This window comes from Grimontia sp. THUN1695 (assembly GCF_059704325.2).
The window spans coordinates 684,315-708,958 of record NZ_AP046577.1 but is presented as its reverse complement, the minus strand read 5'-3'; the positions used below and the strand labels follow the sequence as shown (position 1 = coordinate 708,958).

Annotated in this window: 22 protein-coding genes; 11 read left to right on the top strand and 11 right to left on the bottom strand. The window is 48.5% G+C overall.

Annotated elements, in window-relative coordinates:
• Nucleotides 1-13 precede the first annotated feature (13 nt).
• Genes sdhA through sdhC form a run of 3 tightly spaced genes read right to left on the bottom strand, consistent with a single transcriptional unit; the run spans nt 14 to nt 2,514 of the window.
• A complete protein-coding gene (gene sdhA / locus AC6IB1_RS06800) occupies nt 14-1,780 on the bottom strand; it encodes a succinate dehydrogenase flavoprotein subunit (RefSeq protein WP_497568364.1) in 1,767 nt (588 codons plus the stop codon).
• On the bottom strand, nt 1,781-2,128 hold the full coding sequence (sdhD, locus tag AC6IB1_RS06795; protein ID WP_497568363.1) for a succinate dehydrogenase, hydrophobic membrane anchor protein: 348 nt from the start codon (nt 2,126-2,128) through the stop codon (nt 1,781-1,783).
• On the bottom strand, nt 2,122-2,514 hold the full coding sequence (gene sdhC, locus AC6IB1_RS06790) for a succinate dehydrogenase cytochrome b556 subunit (protein ID WP_005506329.1): 393 nt from the start codon (nt 2,512-2,514) through the stop codon (nt 2,122-2,124). Before sdhC ends, sdhD begins: the two co-directional genes overlap by 7 nt.
• 412 nt (nt 2,515-2,926) lie before the next feature.
• Between sdhC and AC6IB1_RS06785 the strand changes: the two genes are divergently transcribed.
• Nucleotides 2,927-4,216, top strand: coding sequence for a citrate synthase (locus AC6IB1_RS06785; RefSeq protein WP_005506331.1), 1,290 nt, complete (start codon nt 2,927-2,929; stop codon nt 4,214-4,216).
• 99 nt (nt 4,217-4,315) lie between these two features.
• Here AC6IB1_RS06785 and AC6IB1_RS06780 read toward each other — a convergent pair whose 3' ends face one another.
• Complete coding sequence (locus tag AC6IB1_RS06780; protein WP_497568362.1) at nt 4,316-5,074, bottom strand: Nif3-like dinuclear metal center hexameric protein; 759 nt, start codon at nt 5,072-5,074, stop codon at nt 4,316-4,318.
• A 105-nt stretch (nt 5,075-5,179) separates the two neighbouring features.
• Between AC6IB1_RS06780 and AC6IB1_RS06775 the strand changes: the two genes are divergently transcribed.
• The gene (locus AC6IB1_RS06775; protein WP_497568361.1) at nt 5,180-5,947 is read left to right on the top strand and encodes a DUF1853 family protein; all 768 of its coding nucleotides are present in this window, start codon (nt 5,180-5,182) and stop codon (nt 5,945-5,947) included.
• Between the two features lie 60 nt (nt 5,948-6,007).
• Here AC6IB1_RS06775 and pgm read toward each other — a convergent pair whose 3' ends face one another.
• Both pgm and seqA read right to left on the bottom strand, forming a co-directional pair.
• On the bottom strand, nt 6,008-7,654 hold the full coding sequence (pgm, locus tag AC6IB1_RS06770) for a phosphoglucomutase (alpha-D-glucose-1,6-bisphosphate-dependent) (protein ID WP_497568360.1): 1,647 nt from the start codon (nt 7,652-7,654) through the stop codon (nt 6,008-6,010).
• 194 nt (nt 7,655-7,848) lie between these two features.
• Nucleotides 7,849-8,394: a replication initiation negative regulator SeqA gene (gene seqA, locus AC6IB1_RS06765; protein WP_497568359.1), complete on the bottom strand. Its 546-nt coding sequence runs from the start codon at nt 8,392-8,394 to the stop codon at nt 7,849-7,851.
• 181 nt (nt 8,395-8,575) lie between these two features.
• Between seqA and AC6IB1_RS06760 the strand changes: the two genes are divergently transcribed.
• The 3 genes from AC6IB1_RS06760 (at nt 8,576) to fldA (ending at nt 10,275) form a co-directional block, all read left to right on the top strand.
• Nucleotides 8,576-9,349 carry an alpha/beta fold hydrolase gene (locus tag AC6IB1_RS06760; RefSeq protein ID WP_497568358.1) on the top strand — a complete coding sequence of 258 codons (774 nt, stop codon included), beginning with the start codon at nt 8,576-8,578 and terminating at the stop codon, nt 9,347-9,349.
• 60 nt (nt 9,350-9,409) lie between these two features.
• A complete protein-coding gene (locus AC6IB1_RS06755; RefSeq protein WP_005506339.1) occupies nt 9,410-9,628 on the top strand; it encodes a DUF2788 domain-containing protein in 219 nt (72 codons plus the stop codon).
• A gap of 119 nt (nt 9,629-9,747) precedes the next feature.
• Nucleotides 9,748-10,275 (top strand): flavodoxin FldA, encoded by a 528-nt coding sequence (fldA, locus tag AC6IB1_RS06750; protein WP_005506341.1) that lies wholly within the window; start codon nt 9,748-9,750, stop codon nt 10,273-10,275.
• 48 nt (nt 10,276-10,323) lie between these two features.
• On the opposite strand, the gene AC6IB1_RS06745 is transcribed toward fldA, so the two are convergent.
• The gene (locus tag AC6IB1_RS06745) at nt 10,324-10,815 is read right to left on the bottom strand and encodes a DUF4442 domain-containing protein (RefSeq protein ID WP_497568357.1); all 492 of its coding nucleotides are present in this window, start codon (nt 10,813-10,815) and stop codon (nt 10,324-10,326) included.
• Nucleotides 10,816-11,005: 190 nt separating this feature from the next.
• Between AC6IB1_RS06745 and fur the strand changes: the two genes are divergently transcribed.
• On the top strand, nt 11,006-11,449 hold the full coding sequence (gene fur / locus AC6IB1_RS06740; protein ID WP_497568356.1) for a ferric iron uptake transcriptional regulator: 444 nt from the start codon (nt 11,006-11,008) through the stop codon (nt 11,447-11,449).
• A 66-nt stretch (nt 11,450-11,515) separates the two neighbouring features.
• Here the strand turns inward: fur and glnS are convergent, their stop codons facing one another.
• Both glnS and nagE read right to left on the bottom strand, forming a co-directional pair.
• Nucleotides 11,516-13,186, bottom strand: coding sequence for a glutamine--tRNA ligase (gene glnS / locus AC6IB1_RS06735; RefSeq protein ID WP_497568355.1), 1,671 nt, complete (start codon nt 13,184-13,186; stop codon nt 11,516-11,518).
• Nucleotides 13,187-13,401: 215 nt separating this feature from the next.
• A complete protein-coding gene (gene nagE, locus AC6IB1_RS06730) occupies nt 13,402-14,895 on the bottom strand; it encodes an N-acetylglucosamine-specific PTS transporter subunit IIBC (RefSeq protein WP_497568354.1) in 1,494 nt (497 codons plus the stop codon).
• Nucleotides 14,896-15,160: 265 nt separating this feature from the next.
• Here nagE and nagB point away from each other — a divergent pair, with 265 nt between their 5' ends.
• The 5 genes from nagB to asnB all read left to right on the top strand — a co-directional run bounded on the left by nagB (nt 15,161) and on the right by asnB (nt 22,053).
• Entirely contained in the window at nt 15,161-15,961 is an 801-nt protein-coding gene (gene nagB / locus AC6IB1_RS06725; RefSeq protein ID WP_497568353.1) for a glucosamine-6-phosphate deaminase, read from the top strand.
• Between the two features lie 15 nt (nt 15,962-15,976).
• Nucleotides 15,977-17,113 carry an N-acetylglucosamine-6-phosphate deacetylase gene (nagA, locus tag AC6IB1_RS06720; RefSeq protein WP_497568352.1) on the top strand — a complete coding sequence of 379 codons (1,137 nt, stop codon included), beginning with the start codon at nt 15,977-15,979 and terminating at the stop codon, nt 17,111-17,113.
• A 7-nt stretch (nt 17,114-17,120) separates the two neighbouring features.
• A complete protein-coding gene (nagC, locus tag AC6IB1_RS06715; protein ID WP_497568351.1) occupies nt 17,121-18,335 on the top strand; it encodes a DNA-binding transcriptional regulator NagC in 1,215 nt (404 codons plus the stop codon).
• A 221-nt stretch (nt 18,336-18,556) separates the two neighbouring features.
• Nucleotides 18,557-20,131, top strand: a complete 1,575-nt coding sequence (locus AC6IB1_RS06710) for a cation:proton antiporter domain-containing protein (RefSeq protein WP_497568350.1) — start codon at nt 18,557-18,559, stop codon at nt 20,129-20,131.
• Between the two features lie 248 nt (nt 20,132-20,379).
• A complete protein-coding gene (gene asnB, locus AC6IB1_RS06705) occupies nt 20,380-22,053 on the top strand; it encodes an asparagine synthase B (RefSeq protein ID WP_497568349.1) in 1,674 nt (557 codons plus the stop codon).
• A gap of 187 nt (nt 22,054-22,240) precedes the next feature.
• Here asnB and AC6IB1_RS06700 read toward each other — a convergent pair whose 3' ends face one another.
• Both AC6IB1_RS06700 and hemH read right to left on the bottom strand, forming a co-directional pair.
• On the bottom strand, nt 22,241-23,545 hold the full coding sequence (locus tag AC6IB1_RS06700; protein ID WP_497568348.1) for an inosine/guanosine kinase: 1,305 nt from the start codon (nt 23,543-23,545) through the stop codon (nt 22,241-22,243).
• 104 nt (nt 23,546-23,649) lie between these two features.
• Nucleotides 23,650-24,621: a ferrochelatase gene (hemH, locus tag AC6IB1_RS06695; RefSeq protein ID WP_497569097.1), complete on the bottom strand. Its 972-nt coding sequence runs from the start codon at nt 24,619-24,621 to the stop codon at nt 23,650-23,652.
• Nucleotides 24,622-24,644: the final 23 nt, after the last annotated feature.

Sequence of the window (24,644 nt, the reverse complement as noted above, 5' to 3'; positions counted from 1 at the left end):
TCTTCTACCTCCCTTAGTAAGTACGCGCTTTCGGCGGGAAAGCTTCACGATGAACAGGGGTCATGTTGACATCACGCTTGGACATCGACTCTGTTTCCGGGTTGTAGATGGTGTGGCACAGCCAGTTTTCATCATCACGCTCTTGGTAATCAAAGCGGGCATGTGCACCACGGCTCTCTGTGCGGTAGTTTGCTGCGACTGCGGTAGAGAATGCCGTTTCCATCAGGTTATCCAACTCCAGGCACTCAATGCGCTGGGTATTGAATTCTGATGAGGTGTCATCCAAACGCGCTTCTTTCAAGCGCTCGCGGATAACTTTAAGTTCTTCCAGACCTTTCGCCATGGCATCACCTTCGCGGAATACCGAGAAGTTGTTCTGCATACAAGACTGGAGATCTTTACGAATTTGAACCGGGTCTTCACCCTTCTGGGTTGAATTCCAGCGATTAACACGCGCCAGAGATGCTTCAATGTCAGACTCAGACGCATCACGCGCTTCAACCTGCGCAGCCAGAGTTTCACCCAGATGAAGACCGGTCGCGCGACCGAATACAACCAGGTCAAGCAGCGAGTTACCACCCAGACGGTTTGCACCATGGACAGATACGCTGGCAATTTCACCGCAGGCAAACAGACCCTGAACTTCCACATCGTTGCCGTTGGCATCTTGTTTGATAGCCTGGCCAGATACCTGTGTCGGCACACCACCCATCATATAGTGACAGGTTGGGATAACCGGGATTGGTTCTTTGATTGGGTCAACATGTGCAAATGTACGTGACAGCTCAAGAATACCCGGCAGACGTGCTTCAAGTACGTCTTTGCCTAAGTGATCCAGTTTCAGTTTAATGTGTGGGCCCCAAGGGCCATCGCAACCGCGACCTTCACGGATTTCGACCATCATAGAACGCGCAACGACATCGCGACCTGCGAGATCTTTGGCGTTTGGCGCATAACGTTCCATGAAACGCTCACCGTCTTTGTTAAGCAGATAACCACCTTCACCACGGCAACCTTCAGTAACCAGTACGCCGGCACCGGCAATGCCGGTTGGGTGGAACTGCCACATTTCCATGTCTTGCATTGGCACGCCAGCACGCAATGCCATACCCACACCATCACCGGTGTTGATGTGTGCATTTGTCGTGGATTGGTAAATACGACCCGCGCCACCTGTCGCCAGCACCGTTGCTTTGGCTTTGAAGTAGCAGATTTCGCCGCTTTCCATGTCCATCGCCGTTGCACCAACAATTGCGCCATCCTGGTTTTTCACCAGATCGAGGGCATACCACTCAGAGAAAATGGTGGTTTTGTTTTTGATATTCTGTTGGTACAGGGTATGAAGCAGTGCATGACCGGTACGGTCAGCTGCCGCTGCAGTACGCGCAGCTTGCTCACCACCGAATGCTTTTGACTGGCCACCAAATGGACGCTGGTAAATGCGGCCATTGTCGAAACGGGAAAAGGGCAAACCCATTTTCTCGAGTTCAATGATTGACTGGGGACCTGTCTTACACATGTACTCAATCGCATTTTGGTCGCCGATATAGTCTGACCCTTTTACGGTGTCATACATATGCCATTCCCAGTTGTCCTCGTGGGAATTACCCAGAGCAACAGTGATGCCGCCTTGGGCAGACACTGTGTGGGAACGGGTCGGAAACACTTTAGACAGCAGTGCACACGATAGGCCCTGCTCTGAAATCTGCAGTGCTGCGCGCATACCTGCACCGCCCGCACCGATAACAATTGCGTCGAATTCTCTTACTGGAATACTCACTTACACACCCCACACAACAAAAAAGCCAGTTAACAGATAGACAAACAGCAGCGCCACAATGCCAAACTGCATGAGCATTCGCAGTACGGTTGGCTTGATGTAATCTGTCAAAACCTGCCACATACCTATCCAAGCGTGTATAAGTACGCAAACCAGCGCCAACATTGTGAAAACTTTGTTGCTTATTTGTCCCCAGAACGCTATCCAGTTCTGATATGTCAACTCAGGGCCAAACGCAAAAAAGCCCACCATGTAGAGGGTGTAAAGCGTCATGATGATGGCAGTTGCACGGAGTAAGATCCAGTCATGGACCCCGTTTCTGCCAAATGAAGATACGTGTCCTACCATACCAAAATCCCCGCTAAAACAGACAACACCGCAGTGATAATGAAACCCACTTTCGCACTCTGCGAACCACTTTCCAGTTCTTCAAAATGCCCCATGTCCATCAACAGGTGGCGGATGCCGCCAACAATGTGATAGGCAAGTGCCGTCAAAATGCCCCATAGGACAAACTTGGCGAAGAAACTGTTTACGATGTCTGATGCGGCTTCAAAGCCACTTGGGGATGACAGGGACAGGCTTAACAGCCAGAGGAGGATGGCTACCGAAATGAAGGTGATGACACCCGACACACGGTGCGTGATAGACGCTATCGCTGTGATGGGGAAGCGAATGGTCTGAAGGTCGAGGTTTACCGGTCTTGACTTTTTTACTTTCACGATATGGCCCACTCAGCTCCATTGAGCAAATTATTGTTATTACATTCCCTGGCATCACATCCCGCCAAAGCATCGGAGCATCAGACCTACAACATCTATTAATACGATTTCACGTGCCACTGCTATTAACTGCAGTTCAAGCAATGAAATTCGCAAAGAAAATATCGATTTGAGCCCCGAAACGCTCCGGCTTTATGTAATATCCAGAGACCTGCCGCAGAGTATATGCCCCGTAACATTTAAACACAAACCAATAAAATTGACGGAAATCCCGAAACAGAGCATTAACTTAACGCGTACAGTTTTTTGATACTTGCGCAGACCCGACAAAGTTCACTTCTGCAAATTGACATCTTATGCAGCGATCGGTACAACAACGTGGTCCGTATCCGGGATAGGATTATAAAAAACAAAGGAGAATGTTATGGCAGAGAAGAAAGCTACCCTACACATTGAAGGGAAAGCACCTATCGAACTGCCGATCAAAGGGGGCACTGTCGGTCCGGAAGTGATCGATGTACGTGCATTGGGCGCAAACGGCTTTTTTACGTTTGACCCAGGTTTCGTTGCAACAGCGTCGTGTGAATCACAAATTACATACATTGATGGCGAAGCTGGCGTTTTATTGCACCGTGGCTACCCGATTGATCAATTAGCCAATAACGCTGACTATTTGGAAGTTTGTTACATCCTGTTATATGGTGAAGCCCCAACCCGTAAACAATACGAAGAATTCCGTCGTATTGTCACTCGCCACACCATGGTTCACGAACAGATCGCGAGCTTTTTCCATGGGTTCCGCCGTGACGCGCACCCGATGGCTGTGATGGTGGGTGTGGTAGGCGCACTTGCTGCGTTCTATCACGATTCTCTCGACATCAACAACGACACGCACCGTGAAATCACTGCGTTCCGTCTTCTGTCAAAGATGCCTACACTGGCAGCAATGTGTTACAAATATTCAATCGGACAACCGTTCATCTATCCACGCAATGATCTGGATTATGCTGAAAACTTCCTACACATGATGTTTGCAACACCAGCGGAAGAATATGAAGTCAATCCCGTTGTCGCCCGTGCGATGGACAAGATCTTTACGTTGCACGCTGACCACGAGCAAAATGCTTCAACGTCCACCGTCCGTCTGGCGGGATCGTCCGGTGCAAACCCATTTGCATGTATAGCTGCAGGTATCGCCTCTTTATGGGGGCCTGCGCACGGTGGTGCTAACGAAGCCTGCTTAAAGATGCTGGAAGAAATCGGCTCAGTAGAGAATATTCCAGAGTTCATTGAGCGTGCGAAAGACAAAGACGATCCATTCCGTCTCATGGGTTTCGGTCACCGCGTTTACAAAAACTATGACCCTCGTGCAACAGTGATGAACGAAGCCTGTCACGAAGTGCTTGATGAACTGAAGATCAATGATCCACTACTGGATGTTGCCATGGAGCTGGAAAGGATTGCCCTTTCTGACCCTTACTTCATCGAGAAGAAACTCTATCCGAACGTGGATTTCTACTCAGGTATCATCCTGAAAGCCATTGGTATCCCAGTGTCAATGTTCACCGTGATTTTCGCAATGTCCCGCACTATCGGTTGGATTGCTCACTGGAATGAAATGCATGGCGACCCACAAAACCGTATTGGTCGTCCACGCCAATTGTACACCGGCTACGATAAGCGCGATTTCAAGCCTTTGAAAAACCGTGAATAATTCAGGCTCCCCTAATGGAAACGCCGCTTCAAATTGCGGCGTTTTTTATTTCTTATCGACGAGTTGGTAGGGTCTGTTGACCTTAGTATCTACGACACCTTAAACCGGATTATCAATATCAATAAAAGTGACATCAAAATCATGTTCATTCGCAAGCCAGTCGCCCAGTGCTTTTACGCCATACCGCTCTGTCGCGTGGTGGCCTGCACTGAAATAGTGAATGCCCTGTTCTCTCGCTGAATAGGTTGTCCGTTCAGAAATCTCGCCGGATATAAACGCATCCATTCCCTTGTTGGCAGCCAAATCAATAAAGTCCTGACCGCCCCCTGTGCACCAGCCCACTTTCTTGATAGGTTTAGCCGAACCTCCATCAATATGTAATGGCACGCGGTTTAACCTGGCACTTAACAATTCGCTGAACGTTTTTGCTGACATGGCTTCCGGCAACTCTCCCCATACGGCAACAGAGTCTGGGTTTCCGTCTTCCAAGACACCAAGCTGTTCAATACCTAATAGCTTCGCCAACTGCGCATTGTTGCCAACGTCAGGGTGAATATCCAACGGCAAGTGATAAGCGTAGAGGTTAATACCATGTTCAATCAATGCCTTGATACGTTTGAATTTCATCCCTTTAAGCGGCTCAGGCTCTCCACGCCAGAAATAGCCATGGTGCACCAACAATGCATCAGCCCCCTGTGCAATTGCCGCGTCAATCAATGCCTGTGAGGCCGTTACACCTGTCACGATTTTCCTGACGTCCGCTTTACCTTCTACCTGCATCCCATTCGGGCAGTAGTCTTTGATGGCAAAAGGTTTGAGATAGTCATTTAAAATCGCTTCGAGCTCGAAGTTATTCATTGTTCTTCCTGAATCTATGAGAGATTATTCTTCATTCTACCTACCCTGACAGTGCAGGTGAACCATGTTTGCTATATGCTTTCCAAATGCCACTAAAGAAGGTAAATGATGTTTGCAAACAATGCGCAGGTCGCTCGAGATGTGGCCTGGATTCAAACCACCTCAGACATTCTTTCACAGAAGCAGATTTTCACCATTCCTTCCGACTTTTGGTCTTCTTTGTCCTTAGACAGCTTCCCTTGCTATGAAGGAAGCCACCGGATTGGCTTTTACTATCAATGGTTGATCAAGCAGTGTTTAAAACAAAGTACCCGCTACCAGCTGCTGGCAGAGGAGCTGCAGGTTGAACGGGAAAAAAGGACGCTTGGTGCTGTCGATTTTGTGGTTAAAAATCCTTGCGGTGAAATCGAACACTGGGAGGTGGCCATTAAGTTTTACCTTGGCTTTGAAGGAGAATGGCGAGGACCAAACGCAAAAGATACACTGGCAAAGAAATACCATAAAATGTCGACCCACCAACTGATGCTTTCCAGTACGGCTGAATATCGACGCCAATATCCTCAATTCCCGATTACAAAGCGACGGTTGTTGCTGCAAGGCAGGTTATACATTAACCCTTTTCTCTCCAACGCAGGTATGCCAACACCGCTAAATGTAAACACAGCCCGGATGACTGGCAATTGGTGCTGGCCACACCAATTGCCTGAAGATAAGGATTTTTACGCGCTGGGCCGTGACCAATGGATAACATCGCCTTGTATTGAAACACTCCCCGTCTTGTCTCTCTCGGACACGCTGACTCGCGCCGTACATCTTATAGACGAAAACAACAAACGGTGGTTTATCGTGCCAGAAAGCTGGCCTTCTTGTTAGGTCCACCCAATAAGTAAGCCACCGGTTTTCGGTGGCTTACTTTAACAAAACAGGGATGACTTACAGACCCGCAGCCCTGAACACATCACTGACAATACGCTGTGCTTCGTTCTGGATCAGGGCCAGATGTTCATCACCTTTGAAGCTCTCACAGTAAATTTTATAGATGTCTTCCGTACCTGAAGGACGTGCCGCAAACCAGCCAAACTCCGTGGTCACTTTCAGACCACCAATCGGCTGACCATTGCCTGGAGCGTGGGTTAACTTGCCGATGATCGGATCGCCTCCCAACGTATCAGCCGTCACCATGTCAGCAGAAAGCTGGCTCAGCACGGCTTTCTGTTCACCATTTGCAGGGGCTTGCAGACGCGCATAACTGGCTGCACCAAACTTCGCAGCGAGCTCATCATAGTATTGCTGTGGGTTCTTACCTGTCACCGCGGTGATTTCCGCAGCCAACAGGCAAAGCAGAATACCGTCTTTGTCCGTCGCCCAGGCAGTACCATCCATGCGCAGGAAAGAGGCACCTGCACTTTCCTCGCCACCAAAGCCAATGTCACCGGAATACAGGCCATCAACAAACCATTTAAAACCGACAGGTACTTCACACAGTTTGCGACCAAGGCTCTCAACCACTTTGTCAATGATTGCGCTTGACACCAAGGTTTTCCCCACCCCCACATCAGCCCTCCATTGAGGGCGGTGCCGGTACAAGTAATCAATACACACGGCCAGATAATGGTTCGGGTTCATTAAACCAGTGGGGGTCACGATACCATGGCGATCAAAGTCCGGATCATTACCAAACGCCAGATCGTATTGGTCTTTATAAGCCAAAAGTCCTGCCATCGCTGAAGGCGAAGAGCAGTCCATGCGAATGACGCCATCTTTATCCAGCGACATAAATCGGAAAGAGGGATCGACATCGTCATTGATCAAGGTGATATTAAGATCAAAGTGCGATGCAATCGCCTTCCAGTAATCAATGCCTGAGCCTCCTAACGGATCGACGCCAATACGCAGACCAGCCTTCTTGATCGCATCCATATCAACGACTGATGCCAGATCTTCAACATACGGCATCACTAAATCTTTTTCGATGAAGTAATCACTTGCTATCGCGTCTGCAAATGCCATACGACGTACACCCGCCAGGCCTTCCGCAATCAATGTATTGGCGCGTTGTTCAATATCCTTAGTGATATCACCTTCCGCCGGGCCACCATGAGGCGGATTATATTTAATTCCACCATCTTGAGGCGGGTTATGAGAAGGGGTGATCACAATACCATCAGCCTTTTGAGCATTGTTTCTGTTATACGTCAGAATCGCGTGGGAGATTCCAGGTGTTGGTGTATAACCCCCCTCTTGCTGGGCAATAACAGTAATACCATTTGCCACCAATACTTCCACGACAGAGCAGAAAGCCGGCTCTGACAGGGCGTGGGTATCTTTACCGACAAACAGGGGGCCGGTGATCCCTTTCTCGGCACGCACGTCTGCAATAGCCTGGGCAATTGCCAGAATATGGTGTTGGTTAAACGTTGCTTTATCTGCACAGCCCCGGTGACCGGACGTCCCAAACTCGACCTTGTGTGCGGGGTTGGCCGGGTCAGGCGTCAACTGGAAATAATTCGATACCAATAGAGGAATATTGTAGAGATCTTGTTGCTGAGCGCGTTGCCCAGCGCGTTCATGGCTTGCCATTGACTCGCATCCTTTCTAAATGTTTTTAACATTAATCCGCTGAGAAGCATGGGATTTGCTGAATATTCGCTCAGCGGTCAGGGTCTGCATCCCCAAAGAACCTGAGGTAGTTGTTTGGGTATCACCCTAGATACAATTAAGGCCCGTCAGTGACAAGGCCTCTCGATTCTTTTTGAGACTACCAAGCAATAGGCTCAGATCTCACCAACCACTTTTTCTGTGATATCGCTACTAAAATTCATTTTGGTCATCAGTTGCTCGACCATCTGGCGTTTACGTCCCGTATTGGTATTGGTGATAACCCAAAAAGGCGTGCCTGGAATATGCTTAGGCTTGGTGGTTTTACCACTCTCAAGCAAGGTTTGCTCATTGTCAGCAAAATATACGCGGGTGCGCCCTTTCAGCGCAGTCGCTTCCGCAAACGCTTGATGATCAATACGGTAAAGGGTCGAAAGTACCAGCATGAAGCGGCCGATCGCTTTCTCTTGTGCCGCAAATTCATCTGAGATCAACAAGGCGCGCATTTCTTTCACACGATCGACGGTCTCGTTTTTTCCCGCATCTTTGCTGACCACGATACCCTTCATTGTGGGGCTCGGCGTCAACGTCGCAACGGGTTGTTGCTCCACCTGCGGTGCCATCAGCAATCTACGCAGAATGTCCGATGCACTTTCACCAATATGCTGGGTCTGGCTAGCAATGTACCGGTATAGCTCTTCATCAACCTCAATTGTCTTCATCGTTTGATCATCGTGTCCTGTTTACAATTCAACGGTGCGATTATACAGAGTTAGACATACCCGAGCCACCTCAAGATGCTGGTTTCAGTGAGAATAACGCTCTTCGTGATCAAGGTAAGGTTTTGAGTCCTTCCAAGGATCGCTATACTAAGCTCTACTTCCCCAAATTGAGAAAACTGCGTTGCAACTAAACTACAAAATCCAGGGGCAGGGACAACCATTGCTCTTGATCCACGGCCTTTTTGGCAGTCTGGATAACCTTGGCGGATTAGCAAAGGTACTGGCTAAATATTATCAGGTCTATCAAATTGATTTACCCAACCACGGCCTTTCACCACGCACTGAACATGTCGATTACGTGTCTCAGGCGACTGCTGTGAAAGAGTTTATGGACCAACAGAAACTGGAGAAGGTGTCGGTTGTTGGTCACTCTATGGGCGGAAAAGTCGCCATGATGCTTGCACAGCTTTACCCCGAATACATGGCAGATTTGGTGGTCATGGACATTGCCCCCGTTGACTATAAAGTCCGCCGACATGATGCGGTTTTAGCCGGGCTGAACGCCTCAATGGCACAACCCATCCTGAGCAGGAAAGATGCGGAAGCGAGACTCGCTGAACACATTGTTGAGCCGGGTGTACGTCAGTTTTTACTGAAGTCCTTAGCCAAACAGGAAGACGGAACATTCGGTTGGCGATTCAATGTGCACGCGCTGGAAACCCACTATCAGGATATTACCGGATGGCCGGAAAAAGGCGTTTTTGAGGGCAACACCCTCTTCCTCAAAGGGGCAGATTCAGACTATATCTCCACTGAACACCGCGAAGCCATTGAGCGCCAGTTCCCCCGAGCCAAAGCCCATGTGATAGCGAATACGGGCCACTGGTTGCATGCGGAAAAGCCAGAGACAGTTGCACGTGTGATCACTCGCTTTTTAACACACCCAGAGCGTTAACAGAGCACGCTCTCTTGTGCTATAGTGCGCGGCAAATATGGGTTCCAAACGGAGGCGGGAATGCTGTACGAGCACTTCGAATTGCTCGAGAAGATTGGGCTTGATCTGCTGTTTGCAGGTATTTTCTTTTTTATCGGCATGGCGATCAAAGATGTGCTCAATGAAGGAAAGGTCCCACCGTTTGGCCGCAAAATTGTGTGGCTGGTGCTCTTCCTTGGATGTGCAGGGTTTATTACTAAAGGCGTGATCCAGTTATTTTGGGAAGGCGTAGGCATTTAAACCTTGCAGCACGCACCGGCAAAGATTCCAACGGCAAGAAGGCCAGGCCTTCTTCTACACATTCGATTCTGGGCTGTGTATATTACGGCTCGATTAACAATAAGTAGGTATTCTCTATTATGGCGAGCGTAGGTCTCTTCTTTGGTAGCGATACAGGTAACACTGAAGCTATCGCCAAGATGATTCAAAAACAACTGGGTAAGCACATGGTCCACGTTCAGGACATTGCTAAGAGCAGTAAAGAAGATATCGATAACTTCGATCTGCTTTTGCTGGGCATCCCAACCTGGTACTACGGTGAAGCGCAATGTGACTGGGATGACTTTTTCCCAGAGCTGGAGCAAATTGATTTCTCGACTAAATTGGTTGCAATTTTTGGCTGTGGTGATCAGGAAGACTACGCAGAATACTTCTGTGATGCGATGGGCACCATCCGTGATATCGTGGAAACCAAAGGTGGTACCATTATTGGCCATTGGCCAACCGAAGGCTATGAGTTTGAGGCGTCAAAAGCACTGGTAGATGATGAAACATTTGTCGGCCTTTGTATCGATGAAGATCGTCAACCTGAACTCACCGCAGCACGCGTAGAGAAATGGGTTAACCAAATCTACGAAGAAATGTGCCTGGCGGAGCTGGAAGGCTAAGCAAACACGCTTGAAAAACGCGCCCTGGCGCGTTTTTTGTGTCTGTCGTCAACGCAACGCTGACGCCCCACTCCCTTCACGATATTTGGGTTTCTTACGCACATACAAAACGCGCCGGACACGGCTCACTACCTCTCCGCTGGTGTCAACCACATTCACGATGAACTCTGGAAACACTTTGTCGCCATTTGCGGTTGCTTGCTGAATAGAAGCAATGGTCTCTTCGGAAATCACAAACTCGGCAAACAGATCTGTGGATCCGGGTTTAATAAAGTTGATGTCCGCTTCTTTATCCCAGACGAAGTATTTCTCGCCCAGGATCCCCATTAACATCAGTGCATAAATAGGATCGGTCATCGAAAAAATACTGCCACCATACTGAGTCCGGTTGGCATTTTTATTCCACCACCTGAGCTTTAAGCGAATCTTTACCCGCCGGAAATCTTCACTGATATCCAAGATTTTAATACCTGCTCCCCAGAAGGGAGGCCAGCCGTTGAGGGCAAATTTGACGATACCAGGTTTATAATATTTGTACACTGGAATTCCTTTTCTGGTCATACCAGCCAATACTGCCAGTTTTACAAAGCGGTAACAAGCCGCAAAACCAACCAATTAGGTCAGATATTTGTTCCTTTATACTGGCGGCGACTTACCACATTTGTTACGCTAACTGCCAGTTTCCCCGTTCTCTCACACAGGGAAAAGCAATTACTTAGGAAAGAACCGGATGTCAGATAATAACAAGGCACTGAAAGACGCAGGACTGAAAGTAACGCTGCCTCGCTTGAAGATCTTAGAAGTTCTTCAGGAGCCGGACTGTCAACACATTAGTGCCGAAGACCTTTACAAAAAGCTCATCGATATCGGTGAAGAGATCGGGCTGGCAACTGTCTACCGTGTACTTAACCAGTTTGATGATGCCGGAATTGTTACCCGCCACCATTTTGAAGGTGGTAAATCTGTGTTTGAGCTGGCGACCCAGCACCACCATGACCACTTGGTTTGTCTGGACTGCGGCCGCGTCATCGAGTTTACGGACGAGGTGATTGAACAACGCCAGAGAGATATCGCAAATCAATATAATATCAGACTGACGAATCACAGCCTTTACCTTTACGGTCACTGCACCAAAAGCGGCTGCAAAGAAGACCCCAGCCTTCACGACGCTTAATGTTTTTACGAATCCTAAAGACAAAAAACCGGAGCGCAAGGCTCCGGTTTTTTTGCTCAGTAGACATTAGTTCGTTTCAATTTTTGCCCAGGTATCACGCAGGCCTACAGTACGGTTAAACACCAATGCATCCGCTTTACTGTCTTTGCTGTCTGCACAGAAGTAACCCATACGCTCGAACTGGTAACCCTTTTCTGCTTCCGCCGCTTTCAGGCTCGGTTCAACAAAACCACGAACCACTTTCAGTGAATCCGGGTTAATGGTTGATGCAAAGTCATCTGCAGCACCTGGGTTTGGTACGGTAAACAAGCGATCATACAGGCGAAACTCTGCTTCAACACCAGCATCCGCAGAAACCCAGTGAATCACACCCTTCACTTTACGACCATCTGCTGGGTCTTTGCCCAGAGTTTCTGGATCATAGGTACAGTAGACCGTGGTGATGTTGCCATCAGCATCTTTATCGCAACGTTCAGCTTTCACCACATACGCATTACGCAGGCGTACTTCTTTACCCAGCACTAAACGTTTGTATTTCTTGTTCGCTTCTTCACGGAAATCTTCCGCTTCAATCCAGATCTCGCGACTGAATGGGATCTCGCGCTCACCCATCTCTGGTTTATTTGGGTGGTTTGGAGCATTCAGCGTTTCTACTTTGCCTTCTGCATAGTTCTCGATAACCAGTTTGATAGGATCTAACACTGCCATCGCGCGTGGCGCACTTTCATTCAGGTCATCACGCACACAAGACTCCAGCGAGCTCATCTCAATGGTGTTGTCTTGTTTGGTCACACCAATACGCTTACAGAATTCACGGATAGATGCGGGTGTGTAGCCGCGACGGCGCAGGCCTGAAATCGTTGGCATACGTGGGTCGTCCCAACCGTTAACCAGATTCTCACTCACCAGCTGGCTCAACTTACGCTTGGACATCACAGTGTATTCAAGATTCAGGCGACTGAACTCATACTGACGCGGCTGACAGTCAATCGTAATGTTTTCCAGCACCCAGTCATACAGACGACGGTTGTCCTGGAATTCCAGCGTACACAGTGAGTGAGTAATCCCTTCAATCGCATCTGAAATACAGTGGGTGAAGTCGTACATCGGGTAAATGCACCACTTGTCACCGGTTTGGTGGTGATGGGCAAAGCGAACACGATACAGAACAGGGTCACGCATCACCATAAATGGCGAGGCCATATCAATCTTCGCTCGCAGGCAGGCTTTACCTTCTGCAAACTCGCCATTTTTCATCTTTTCGAACAATGTCAGGTTTTCTTCAACACTGCGGTCGCGGTATGGACTATGTTTGCCCGGCTCTGTCAGAGTGCCGCGGTATTCACGAATCGCCTCAGGACTTAGCTCATCGACATAAGCCAGACCTTTCTCGATAAGCTCCACCGCGTAACCGTACAAACGGTCGAAGTAGTCAGACGAATAACAAACTTCACCAGCCCACTGGAAACCCAGCCAGTTCACATCATTCTTGATTGACTCAACGAATTCGATGTCTTCTTTCTCTGGGTTGGTATCGTCAAAACGCAGGTTGCACTGACCCTGATAGTCTTGCGCAATACCGAAGTTCAGGCAGATCGACTTCGCGTGACCAATGTGCAGGTAACCATTTGGCTCTGGTGGGAAACGCGTGTGAACAGTGTTATGTACACCAGCAGCCAAATCTTTATCGATGATTTGACGGATAAAGTTAGTTGGACGAGCCTCAGACTCACTCATCAAAAATACCTCGTTGGAAGATCCAGATCTTGTACCCAGGCGACCTTGAAGTGCAGCTGCTCAGCGCCTTGGTTGGATAGATTTTAAGTAACGTCCAATAATCCCCGATCATGGCTATTTACTCAACCAATACTGAACACTCTCATACTATTTGAGTAAAAAAGAACCGGCCCCGATAGAGGCCGGCTGTTTTTACCGCTTAATACGTATAGACATTAAGGCAGTTTTACATGGGACAAATCTTCCGTTGTACCCACTTTTTTCATTTCGCTGGCAACAATTTCCGCCAGTGGGCCGAGGATAACCTGCAGGTTATTGGTGCCCAGTTTCACAACACCCATTGCACCCAGTGCTTTCAGTGTTTTCTCATCAATTTGGCTACCGTCTTTAACCGTCAGGCGCAAACGGGTAATACATGCATCAATGTTAGTCAGATTGTCGTGACCACCCAGTGCTTTTAAGTATTGACGTGCCAAGATACCTGTTTCTGCTGAACCTTGTACGTCTGACGTTGCGACTTCGTCTTCTTCACGGCCAGGCGTCGCCAGATTAAACTTCTGGATAGCAACACGGAATACAATGTAGTAAAGAACCGAGAACACCAGACCTTGTACGATCAGCATGTACCACTGGTTGGCAACGGGGTTTGAGGAAGAAAGTACCAAGTCGACAAGACCCGCTGAGAACCCGAAGCCCGCAGTCCACTGCATGCTGGATGCAATGAATACAGACAAACCCGTCAACAGTGCATGCAGTACAAACAGCACAGGCGCAACAAACAAGAATGCAAATTCAAGTGGTTCAGTTACACCAGTGAAGAAGCTGGCGAAACCTGCAGCAATCATGATAGAAGCCACTTTTTCTTTGTTCTCTGGCTTAGCAGTGTGGTAGATAGCTAAAGCCGCGGCAGGAAGACCAAACATCATTACCGGGAAGAACCCCCCCATGTACTGACCAGTCACACCTTTGATTGCTTCTCTAGTCTCCAATGCACCTGGTGTCCAGAAACGACCCAGGTCATTAATGCCAGCAAGGTCAAACCAGAATACCGCATTGAGTGCGTGGTGCAGACCCACAGGGATAAGAAGGCGGTTAAAGAAGCCGTAAATGCCTGCACCCACTGATCCCAAGCCTGTGATAGCTTCACCAAAAGAAACCAGTGCAGAGAAAACAACAGGCCATACGTACATCAGCACAAATGAAAGCACGATAGCCGCGACAGAAACAAGGATAGGCACTAAGCGCTTACCGGAGAAGAATGCCAGCGCTTTGTGCAATTCTACGGTATAGAAACGGTTGTAGATTTCCGCAGACATGATACCGACAACGATACCAACAAACTGGTTAGCAATCTTTGAAAATGCCAGTTCATTGTTACCCGCAGAAATGTCTATCAGCCCAATTTGAGCAACCGCACCGGGGCTGCACAAGGTTGTTACAACATACATACCTACCAGACCAGCCAATGCCGCAGCACCATCCTTGTCTTTTGACATGCCGTACGCAACACCCACTGCGAACAACCAGGACATATTATCAATGATTGCGGCACCTGCTTTGATCAAGAATGCAGCCAGCGCACTATTCGCCCCCCAGCCATTCGGGTCAATCCAGTAACCAACACCCATCAAAATTGCAGCAGCAGGCAGCGTGGCGACAGGCACCATCAACGCTTTACCTACTTTTTGGAAATAACCGAGAATATTCACCTTTGTTCCCCCTATAGTGGTTCTTTCTCAGATGTGTAATGACAACATGGGACTTTTTTTACTATCCAATATGAGTCAGGACGAGTTTATTTCATTAATTTCGCCCCGCAAATTAAAACGGATGCAATTGTGATTATTGTCACTCAAAACACTACGAGATCCGGTTTTTTGCTAGCACGATCATAAAACTTATTTTATGATGAAAACCAAGATATAATTCCGCTATCATGTATCACCAGAATTTGAATTTACAGAGAGGTATCCCGTGAGACTTATCCCGCTAAAAACAGCACATGAAGTAGGCCTTTGGTCAGCGAGATATATTATTGATTCAATTAACAAATTCGCTCCAACCGAAGATCGGCCGTTTGTTCTTGGCTTACCGACTGGCGGTACCCCTCTGAACACTTACAAGCAACTGATTAATCTTCATAAGCAGGGCGAAGTAAGCTTCAAACATGTTGTCACTTTCAATATGGACGAATACTGTGGCATCCCGGCAGATCACCCCGAGTCATACCGCAGCTTCATGTATAACAATTTCTTTAATCACATTGATATTCAAGAAAAAAATATCAATCTGTTAAACGGCAATACGGAAGATCACTTTGCGGAATGTCAACGTTATGAAGAAAAAATTAAATCTTATGGCAAAATAAACCTGTTCATGGGTGGGGTCGGGAACGATGGTCACATTGCCTTCAATGAGCCTGCCTCGTCTTTATCTTCCCGTACCCGTATCAAGACGCTGACCGAAGACACGCGTATTGCAAACTCACGCTTCTTCGATAACGATATCAATCAAGTACCTAAGCACGCTCTAACCATCGGTGTGGGTACCCTGCTTGATGCAGAAGAAGTGATGATCCTGATCACCGGTCACAATAAAGCACTGGCACTGCAAGCCGCTGTAGAAGGCTCTGTCAACCACCTGTGGACAATTTCTGCTCTGCAACTACACCCGAAAGCCCTGATGGTTTGTGATGAGCCGTCAACGGCTGAGCTGAAAGTGAAGACTGTTAAGTACTTCCAAGAGCTGGAAGCAGAAAACATCAAAAACCTGTAAGGTAAGGAAGTATTCATGTACGCACTGACAAACTGCCGTATTTTCACCGGTAGCGATATGTTGGATCATCATGCTGTTGTCATTCATAACGGCCTGATCCAGAACATTTGCCCAGAAAAAGCATTGCCAGAAAGCATGGAAACCCATTCGCTGGACGGTGCATACCTCACGCCAGGCTTCATCGATCTGCAACTGAACGGTTGTGGCGGCGTCATGTTCAACGATGCAGTAACAGCGGACACCATCCGCACAATGCATCTGGCTAACCTTAAGTCTGGCTGCACCAGCTTTCTGCCTACCCTGATCACCTCTTCTGATGAAGATATGAAGGCATCTGTCAGTGCCATTCGCGAGTATCAGGCACAATATAAACACCAGGCATTGGGTCTCCACCTTGAAGGCCCTTACCTGAACGTTGCCAAGAAAGGGATTCACAGTGTCGACTACATTCGCCGCTCTGATGATGCCATGATTGATTTTATTGCCGCCAATGCAGACGTGGTAACCAAAGTCACGCTGGCGCCTGAATTAACTCCTGCTGAACATATCCGTAAGCTGGCAGACGCCGGCATTGTGGTTTCTGCCGGTCATACCAACGCAAGCTATGCAGAAGCTCGTGAAGGTTTCAAAGCCGGTATTACTTTCGCAACGCACCTGTTCAACGCCATGACCCCTATCGCGGGCCGGGAACCGGGTATGGTCGGCGCAATTTACGATACGCCCGACGTCTACACAGGTGTCATTGCTGACGGTTTCCATGTTGATTATGCAAACATACGCATTGCACATAGGCTTAAAGGTGACAAGCTGGTGCTGGTTACCGATGCAGCAGCGCCTGCAGGAGCCGACATGGATCACTTTATTTTTGTTGGCAAGAAAGTATATTACCGTGATGGTAAGTGTGTTGATGAGAATGGCACACTTGGCGGTTCGGCATTGACCATGATTGAAGCGGTACAGAACTCTGTCGAACATGTAGGCATCGCTTTGGATGAAGCGGTTCGCATGGCTACCTTGTACCCTGCCCGGGCAATCGGTGTGGATGACAAGCTTGGCGCTATCAAAGAAGGATATGTCGCCAATCTGACCGTGTTCGACCGCAATTTCAATGTCAAAGCGACTGTAGTTAACGGCGAATATTCACTGAATTAGGACATTTATGACAGGCGGACAAATTGGTAACGTAGATCTGGTAAAACAGCTGAACGGTGCCGCCGTTTACCGACTTATCGACCAACAAGGGCCGATTTCTCGAATCCAAATCGCTGATGTAAGCAGTCTTGCGCCAGCCAGTGTTACCAAGATTACCCGCCAGTTACTGGAGCGCGGCTTGATTAAAGAAGTCGCGCAACAGGCCTCTACCGGTGGGCGTCGGGCCATCTCCCTGACAACCGAGTGCGCTCCTTTCCACTCCCTGGCGGTCCGGTTAGGGCGTGATCGTATCGAACTGACTCTGTTTGATTTAGCCGGTAGCCCGCTGGCACAACATGATGAACTCTTCCACTACCCAGACCAAGAATCCCTGATTGAAGGACTGATCGACAAGCTTCATCGCTTCCTTGCCACCCATCAAGATGTACTTAAAGAGCTTATTGCCGTCTCTATTTCCCTGCCAGGCCTGGTTGACGCCGAAGCGGGTATTGTCGAATACATGCCACATATTGCGATCAACAAATTACCGCTCAGCGACTTAATTCGGGATGAATTCGGTGTCCAGTGTTTTATCGGGAATGATACCCGTGGGCAGGCATTGGCTGAACATTATTTTGGAGTGAGTAAAAATTACTACGACACCCTGTTGGTAAGTGTTCACAATGGTGCCGGTGCAGGTATCATCGTGAATGGTCAGGTGTTTCTCGGCTACAACCGAAATGTCGGCGAAATAGGTCATATTCAGATTGACCCACTCGGTAAGAAGTGTCAGTGCGGTAACTTCGGCTGTCTGGAAACTGTCGCGTCAAACCCCGCGATCATCGAGCATGCCCAGCAACTGTTGGCCCAAGGCCACGAAAGTATGCTTCAGGGCAAAAAAGACCTGACTGTATCAGACATTTGCAGGGCCGCAGTTGCTGGCGATGAGCTGGCACGTCAGGTATTAGTCAAGGTCGGCAACCACCTTGGTAAAGCGATTGCTATGACCATTAACTTGTTTAACCCACAACAGGTGGTGATTTCCGGTGAAATTACGGAGGCACAAAGTGTGGTCTTCCCTGCCATCCAGCGCTGTGTGGAAAACCAATCCCTGCGCACCTTCCACCAGAATTTGCCAATCGTTGCTGCGGGCCTGTCAGCAACACCTACGCTTGGCGCGTTTGCACTGGTAAAACGCGCCATGCTAAATGGTACTTTACTCCAAAGATTGCTGGAAGATTGATACCGATCCGATACTGAATTAGGTTCATACTTTGAATAATGTTACAAGGGCAGTGCTGGCGACAGGCATTGCCTTTGTTTTATTATTGCAATCTAATTGTCAACATTGATACCGAGTGACGCTTTCCACAGTCCAGCACCTTGATACACCTAAAACACGTTGGACTGAACAACATTTAAACCACAAAAAGTTCTACAGACTCTGGGGACGTTTACCACTTTATGGATTTAGTGATTATTGCCGTCGCATTTATCAGCGGCTTTCTTATGTTACGCTGCCAGATGCCACCACTGGTGGGTTTCCTGATCGCAGGCTTTGCCCTCAATGCAGCTGGTTACACCAGTACCCCTCTGATTCAGACATTGGCCGATCTGGGTGTCACTCTGTTGCTATTTACTATTGGCCTGAAACTCGACGTTAAATCACTCCTCAATAAAGAAATCTGGTTTGGTGCCACACTTCACAATGTCACTACGACTGCACTGTTCACGTTGTGCCTGCTTGGATTCAAAACCGTTGGCATGTCAACGTTTTCCAGCCTGGAAATAGGTGATCTAGCACTTATCGCCTTTGCCCTTTCTTTCTCCAGCACGGTTTTTGCGATAAAAGCGCTTCAGGAGAAGGGGGAAATGAACGCCACCTATGGCACACTTGCGATTGGCGTACTGATCATGCAGGACATCTTCGCGGTGATTTTCCTGACAATTACTTCTGGCAAAGTACCGGGAATCGAAGCCCTGATCCTCTTTGCCCTGCCACTTGTCCGCCCTGTTTTTTTCAAGCTGTTGGATCGCGCCGGTCACGGCGAGGTTCTTGTACTCTATGCTATTTTCCTTGCGTTGGTTGTCGGTGCAGGCCTGTTTAATGCCGTGGGTATGAAACCGGATTTGGGGGCTTTAATCGTCGGCACGCTAATGGCAGGCCATGTCCGTGCATCGGAAATGGCAAAGTCTCTGTTCAACCTGAAAGAGCTGTTTCTGGTCTGCTTCTTCCTCAATATCGGCTTGTCAGAGCAACCTACCCTCCAGGGCCTTTTCATCGCAGTCATGATGCTGCTTTTACTGCCACTCAAAGGCTTGTTGTATTATTTCATCTTCAGTGGCTTTAAGTTCCGCGTCCGGACGTCGTTGTTTGCCACGCTCTCGCTGTTTAACTACAGTGAATTTGGCCTTATTGTGGGCGGTATTGCATATCAAATGGGCATCATGCCTGGCAGTGTTTTGGTCGCTATCGCTATAGCGGTTTCCCTCTCTTTTGTTCTTGCTGCGCCTCTTAATACATTCAGCCACAAGATCTATGCCTACGCGTCAGGTAAATTGCACGATCCCAGCCCCAATAAACTCCACCACAGTGACCAGCTGATTTGTTTAGGTAATGCCCGTGTAGTAATCCTCGGTATGGGACGCATTGGCACGGGTGCCTATGACGAACTGTCAGGCGATTACCCTGAAGCTGTATTGGGCATTGAAGCACGGGAGGACTCCGTTGAGCGACACAATAATGAAGGAAGAAAAGTGATACTTGGAGATGCAACCGACCCTGACTTCTGGTCCCGTGTGACGTCATCAAAACAAATTGAACTTATCCTGCTTGCCATGCCAAACAGTCAGGCAAATGCCATTGCCATGGAACAGATCAATCAGCTCAATTTCAAGGGCCGGGTTGCTGCCATCGCACGTTATGCCGACGAGCTGGAACAACTTAAAGCACTTGGGGTTGATGAAGCTTACAATATCTATCGTGAAGCAGGCTCCGGTTTTGCCCGCCACGTAAAAGAACACCTTAATAAGGGATAACTACTCGTCAGCCCCCGCTCACATTTCTCCCGCGCCATTTCAGCTCCACGAATGGCGTTTTTTTAACCAAAAGCTTTAATTTATTCATTAAAAATAGCTTTTTACCGAATAATTTCTAATAACATTTCATGTTTAATATCTTTTTTCTCGCTCTGGCTTGCTTTTTTTATTCATGTTGGCAAATTGAACTCAAGATGAAATAAAACGCGCCCAATCAGGGCCGCAGCAGAAATTTTAGAGAGGGATTTATGTGTTCTGTTTTTGGCATTCTGGATATCAAATCAGATGCATCAGCACTTCGCAAAAGTGCATTGGAAATGTCCAAAAAATTGCGTCACCGCGGACCGGACTGGTCAGGCATTTACTCCTCTGAGCGTGCAATTTTGGCACACGAACGCCTTGCCATTGTTGGCCTGAACAGTGGCGCTCAGCCTCTCTACAGCCCAGACGGTAAAGTGGTGTTGGCTGTCAACGGCGAAATTTACAACCATAAAGAGATTCGTGCCCGCTATAACGGCAAATATGAATTCCAGACAGACTCAGACTGTGAAGTGATTCTGGCCCTGTATCAGGACATCGGCGCTGATCTTCTGGAAGAATTGAACGGTATCTTTGCGTTTGCACTTTATGACGAAGAAAAAGACCAATACCTGATTGGCCGTGACCATATCGGGATCATCCCGCTCTATCAGGGCTATGACGAACATGGCAACTACTATGTTGCTTCAGAGATGAAAGCACTGGTTCCGGTTTGTAAAACCATCAGCGAGTTCCCTCCCGGTTCCTACTATGGATCCAACGATGCAGAGCCCGTTCGCTATTACCTTCGCGACTGGAACGAATACGCCGCCGTAGAAAACAACATCTCAAGCAAAGAAGAGCTGACCGCCGCATTGGAAGCCGCTGTAAAGCGCCAGTTGATGACCGACGTACCTTACGGCGTACTCCTCTCCGGTGGACTGGACTCATCGATCACTTCGGCAATCGCGAAACGCTTTGCGGCAATGCGTGTAGAGGATGATGACAAGAGCGCTGCATGGTGGCCACAGCTTCACTCTTTCGCTATCGGGCTTGAAGGTGCGCCGGATTTGAAAGCGGCTCGTGAAGTGGCTGAAAAGATTGGTACGGTTCACCATGAAATGACCTATACCATTCAGGAAGGATTGGATGCTATCCGTGATGTTATCTACCACATCGAGACCTATGATGTGACAACGATCCGGGCTTCTACCCCGATGTACCTGATGGGCCGTAAGATCAAAGCCATGGGCATCAAGATGGTACTGTCTGGTGAGGGCGCAGATGAAATCTTTGGTGGTTATCTCTACTTCCACAAAGCGCCAAACGCGAAAGAGTTCCACGAAGAAACCGTGCGTAAACTGCTGGCACTTAACATGTTTGACTGTGCCCGTGCGAATAAGTCTCTGGCGGCCTGGGGGGTTGAAGGACGCGTTCCTTTCCTTGATAAAGAGTTTATCGACGTGGCAATGCGCCTGAACCCGAAAGACAAAATGTGTGGCAACGGCAAGATGGAGAAACACATCCTGCGTGAGTGTTTTGAGCATTACTTGCCAGACTCAATCGCATGGCGCCAGAAAGAGCAGTTTTCTGATGGTGTTGGCTACGGCTGGATTGATACCCTGCGTGCTGTTGCGGAAGAGAAAGTCACTGACCAACAGATGGCATCAGCAGGTTTCCGCTTCCCTTACAACACGCCACAGACCAAAGAAGCTTATGTTTACCGTGAAATCTTTGAAGAACTGTTCCCGCTGCCATCAGCAGCTGAATGTGTACCGGGCGGTCCGTCAATTGCCTGTTCCAGTGCCAAAGCCATTGAGTGGGATGAGAGCTTTAAAAACAGTGCCGACCCTTCAGGCCGTGCTGTTGCTGCCGTTCACAATGAAGCCTACGCAAAGGCGTAACCTTCAAATCGATAACCACGAAAAATCCGCCCTAGTGGCGGATTTTTCTTTATGAACATCGTTAATCACGACTTAGTTGGTGCTTAGGCAAGGCGATAAAATGATTTCTGCTCGGGAGCTTAGTCCACAAAGTGACAGAGAGAAAGCATGAAATCAGCGCCGCATAAGTGCCAAATAAGGCAGTGATTTAACGTTCCCAGTACGCTTCTTCTAACGAATCTTCTTTCTCCGGCAAGCCGCGTGACAATCGTGGCGAATGTTGTGCCAGCACTTCATAGCTGACGCGGTTGGCATATTTACAAACCTGAGAAAAAGAGCTGTATGTCAGGAAAGTGTACACGTGCTTACTGGAGTTTGGCACGTTTTCACGGTGATAACGGTTCGCCGACATATCATGAAGCAAGGCTGACAGGGCACCGTCACCCGCACCGTTGGTGTTCTTGATGCGTTCCGGCCCCCCCATATACGGCGCAATGTGCGAGTAAACCTTGAATGGGTTCTCACAGTCTGATTTTCTCATCGGGCGGCTGAACTCGTAGCGGTTGAACTCCGCAATCGAGCCGGGCAGCAGAGGCAAACTGGTTTCACGTTTGGCTTCTTCCTCCGTGTAGCCCGCCATGTAAAGACCCACCGGGCCGGCAGTACACAGCACCATATCTACCCACTCCAGTGCTTTGTCAGCAGCCAGAAGTGGATCAGACTCACCTGTTAGAGCTTCCGCCTCTTCTTCGTTCATTGCCACCACAGAGACATGTTCCGACAAGAAGTCACGCCACCATTGTGGATTGCTTTGGATAACGTATTTGGTTCCCATGGTCATAACCACTGGCACATCATACTTTTTCGCGTACTCAATGGCCTTCATGGTTGCCTGCGGCATTGGGTCACCTTCTTTGCAGCGAACCAGATATGCGGTCAGCACCAACGCTGATGCGTTTTTGAAGATGTGCTCTGGAATGGAATCTGGGCGCAATTGGTTCATCAAGCCTTCACTGATCGCGAAGGTGCGTTCACCCTCTTCACTGATCAGCGTATAACAACGACCGATTGGTCCCTGAACCGCCTGAAGGTAGTTTAAGTCCATGCGGCTTGATGTGTTACACAGGTAGCGGTAGGCATAACTCCCGATTGTGATGTCCTGACTCATGACCCCCAGCAGGATCGATTTGTCATCAGCCAGCGTAGAGTAGTTATGCAGTGTATTGCCAATGGTACCGCCAGCAAATTCGTGACTGATCATGTTGTTCTCTTTCAGTTCTTGGTAAAGCGCTTCCGCACGCTTGTCATCAATCACCAGAGAATGGCCCTTGCTCAGTGCGTATTTCGCAATAAAGTCATCGCCTACTTTCGCTTCAATATCCACCAACGTCTGATCGATACCGATAACATGGGGACGCTTCAACTTACGTTGCTCACTGGATTGCACCAGAAGTGGATCGCGTGCGTGGACAGGGAAGTAATGCTTAGACTTGCGTTGGCCCGGGAATTTCATGATTCAATGTGTCATTGTTGTGGCGAAAACGAGAATTCTATCACACTAATTTCGACGGGGAACACTTCTGTTAAGAATATACCCCACAAAGCGCAATGACAATATCACCAATGTGCGGTGTTTCGCTCCACCAGCATTTTCATCATCGCAATGTGCGCAGGTGAATCATTCAAACATGGGATATACCTGAATGTTTCGCCACCGGCTTCAATAAAGCTTTCGTGGCACTGCTCAGAGATCTCTTCCAGGGTCTCCAGACAATCAGCAGAAAACGCTGGAGTGATCACATCCAAGCGCTTCACCCCTTCTTTCGGCAACTGCTCAAGGGTTTTGTCTGTATAGGGCTGAAGCCACTCTTCACGGCCAAAACGGGATTGGAATGTGGTTTTCAGCGGTACATCATTGCCTAACCGTGCAGCCAGTTTCTCTGTAGTCGCCAAACAATGGGATTGATAGGGATCTCCGTTGTCCGCATAGCGTTTAGGAATGCCATGATAAGAGCACAGCAACATGTCAGGCTTGCCATGATCTGCCCAGTGCGCTTCGACAGACTTCGCCAGAGCCTCTATATAGCTCTCTTCACTGTAGTAGTGATTAACAAAGCGAAATTCCGGTAATGCTGGCATCTGTTTTAGCGATTTAGCCAGCTTGTCAAACACTGCTGCAGTTGTCGTACAGGAGTATTGTGGATACAGGGGGAAAACAAGGATTTTCTCGCAGCCACGCGCTTTCAGTGCTTCTACACCGCTTTTAATACTTGGCTTTCCGTATGTCATACCGAGCTCAACCGGAAACCCGGTCTCGCGCTCCAGCGCATCTTTTTGCCGCATGGAATACACCATCAACGGCGACCCTTCTTCCATCCAGATCGTTTGATAGAGCTTTGCCACTTTGGGGGAACGGGAAGGAAGGATAATGCCATGTAAAAGTGGACACCACAGCCAGCGGGTCATATCAACCACTCGCGGGTCATGAAGGAATTCGCTGAGAAACGCTTTGACTGCTGGGGCGGTTGGCGCTTCCGGTGTGCCGAGGTTTGCCAGCAACACGCCTACTTTGTTGTTTTTGTTTTCCATTTCGTCCTGCACCACTGTTAGGT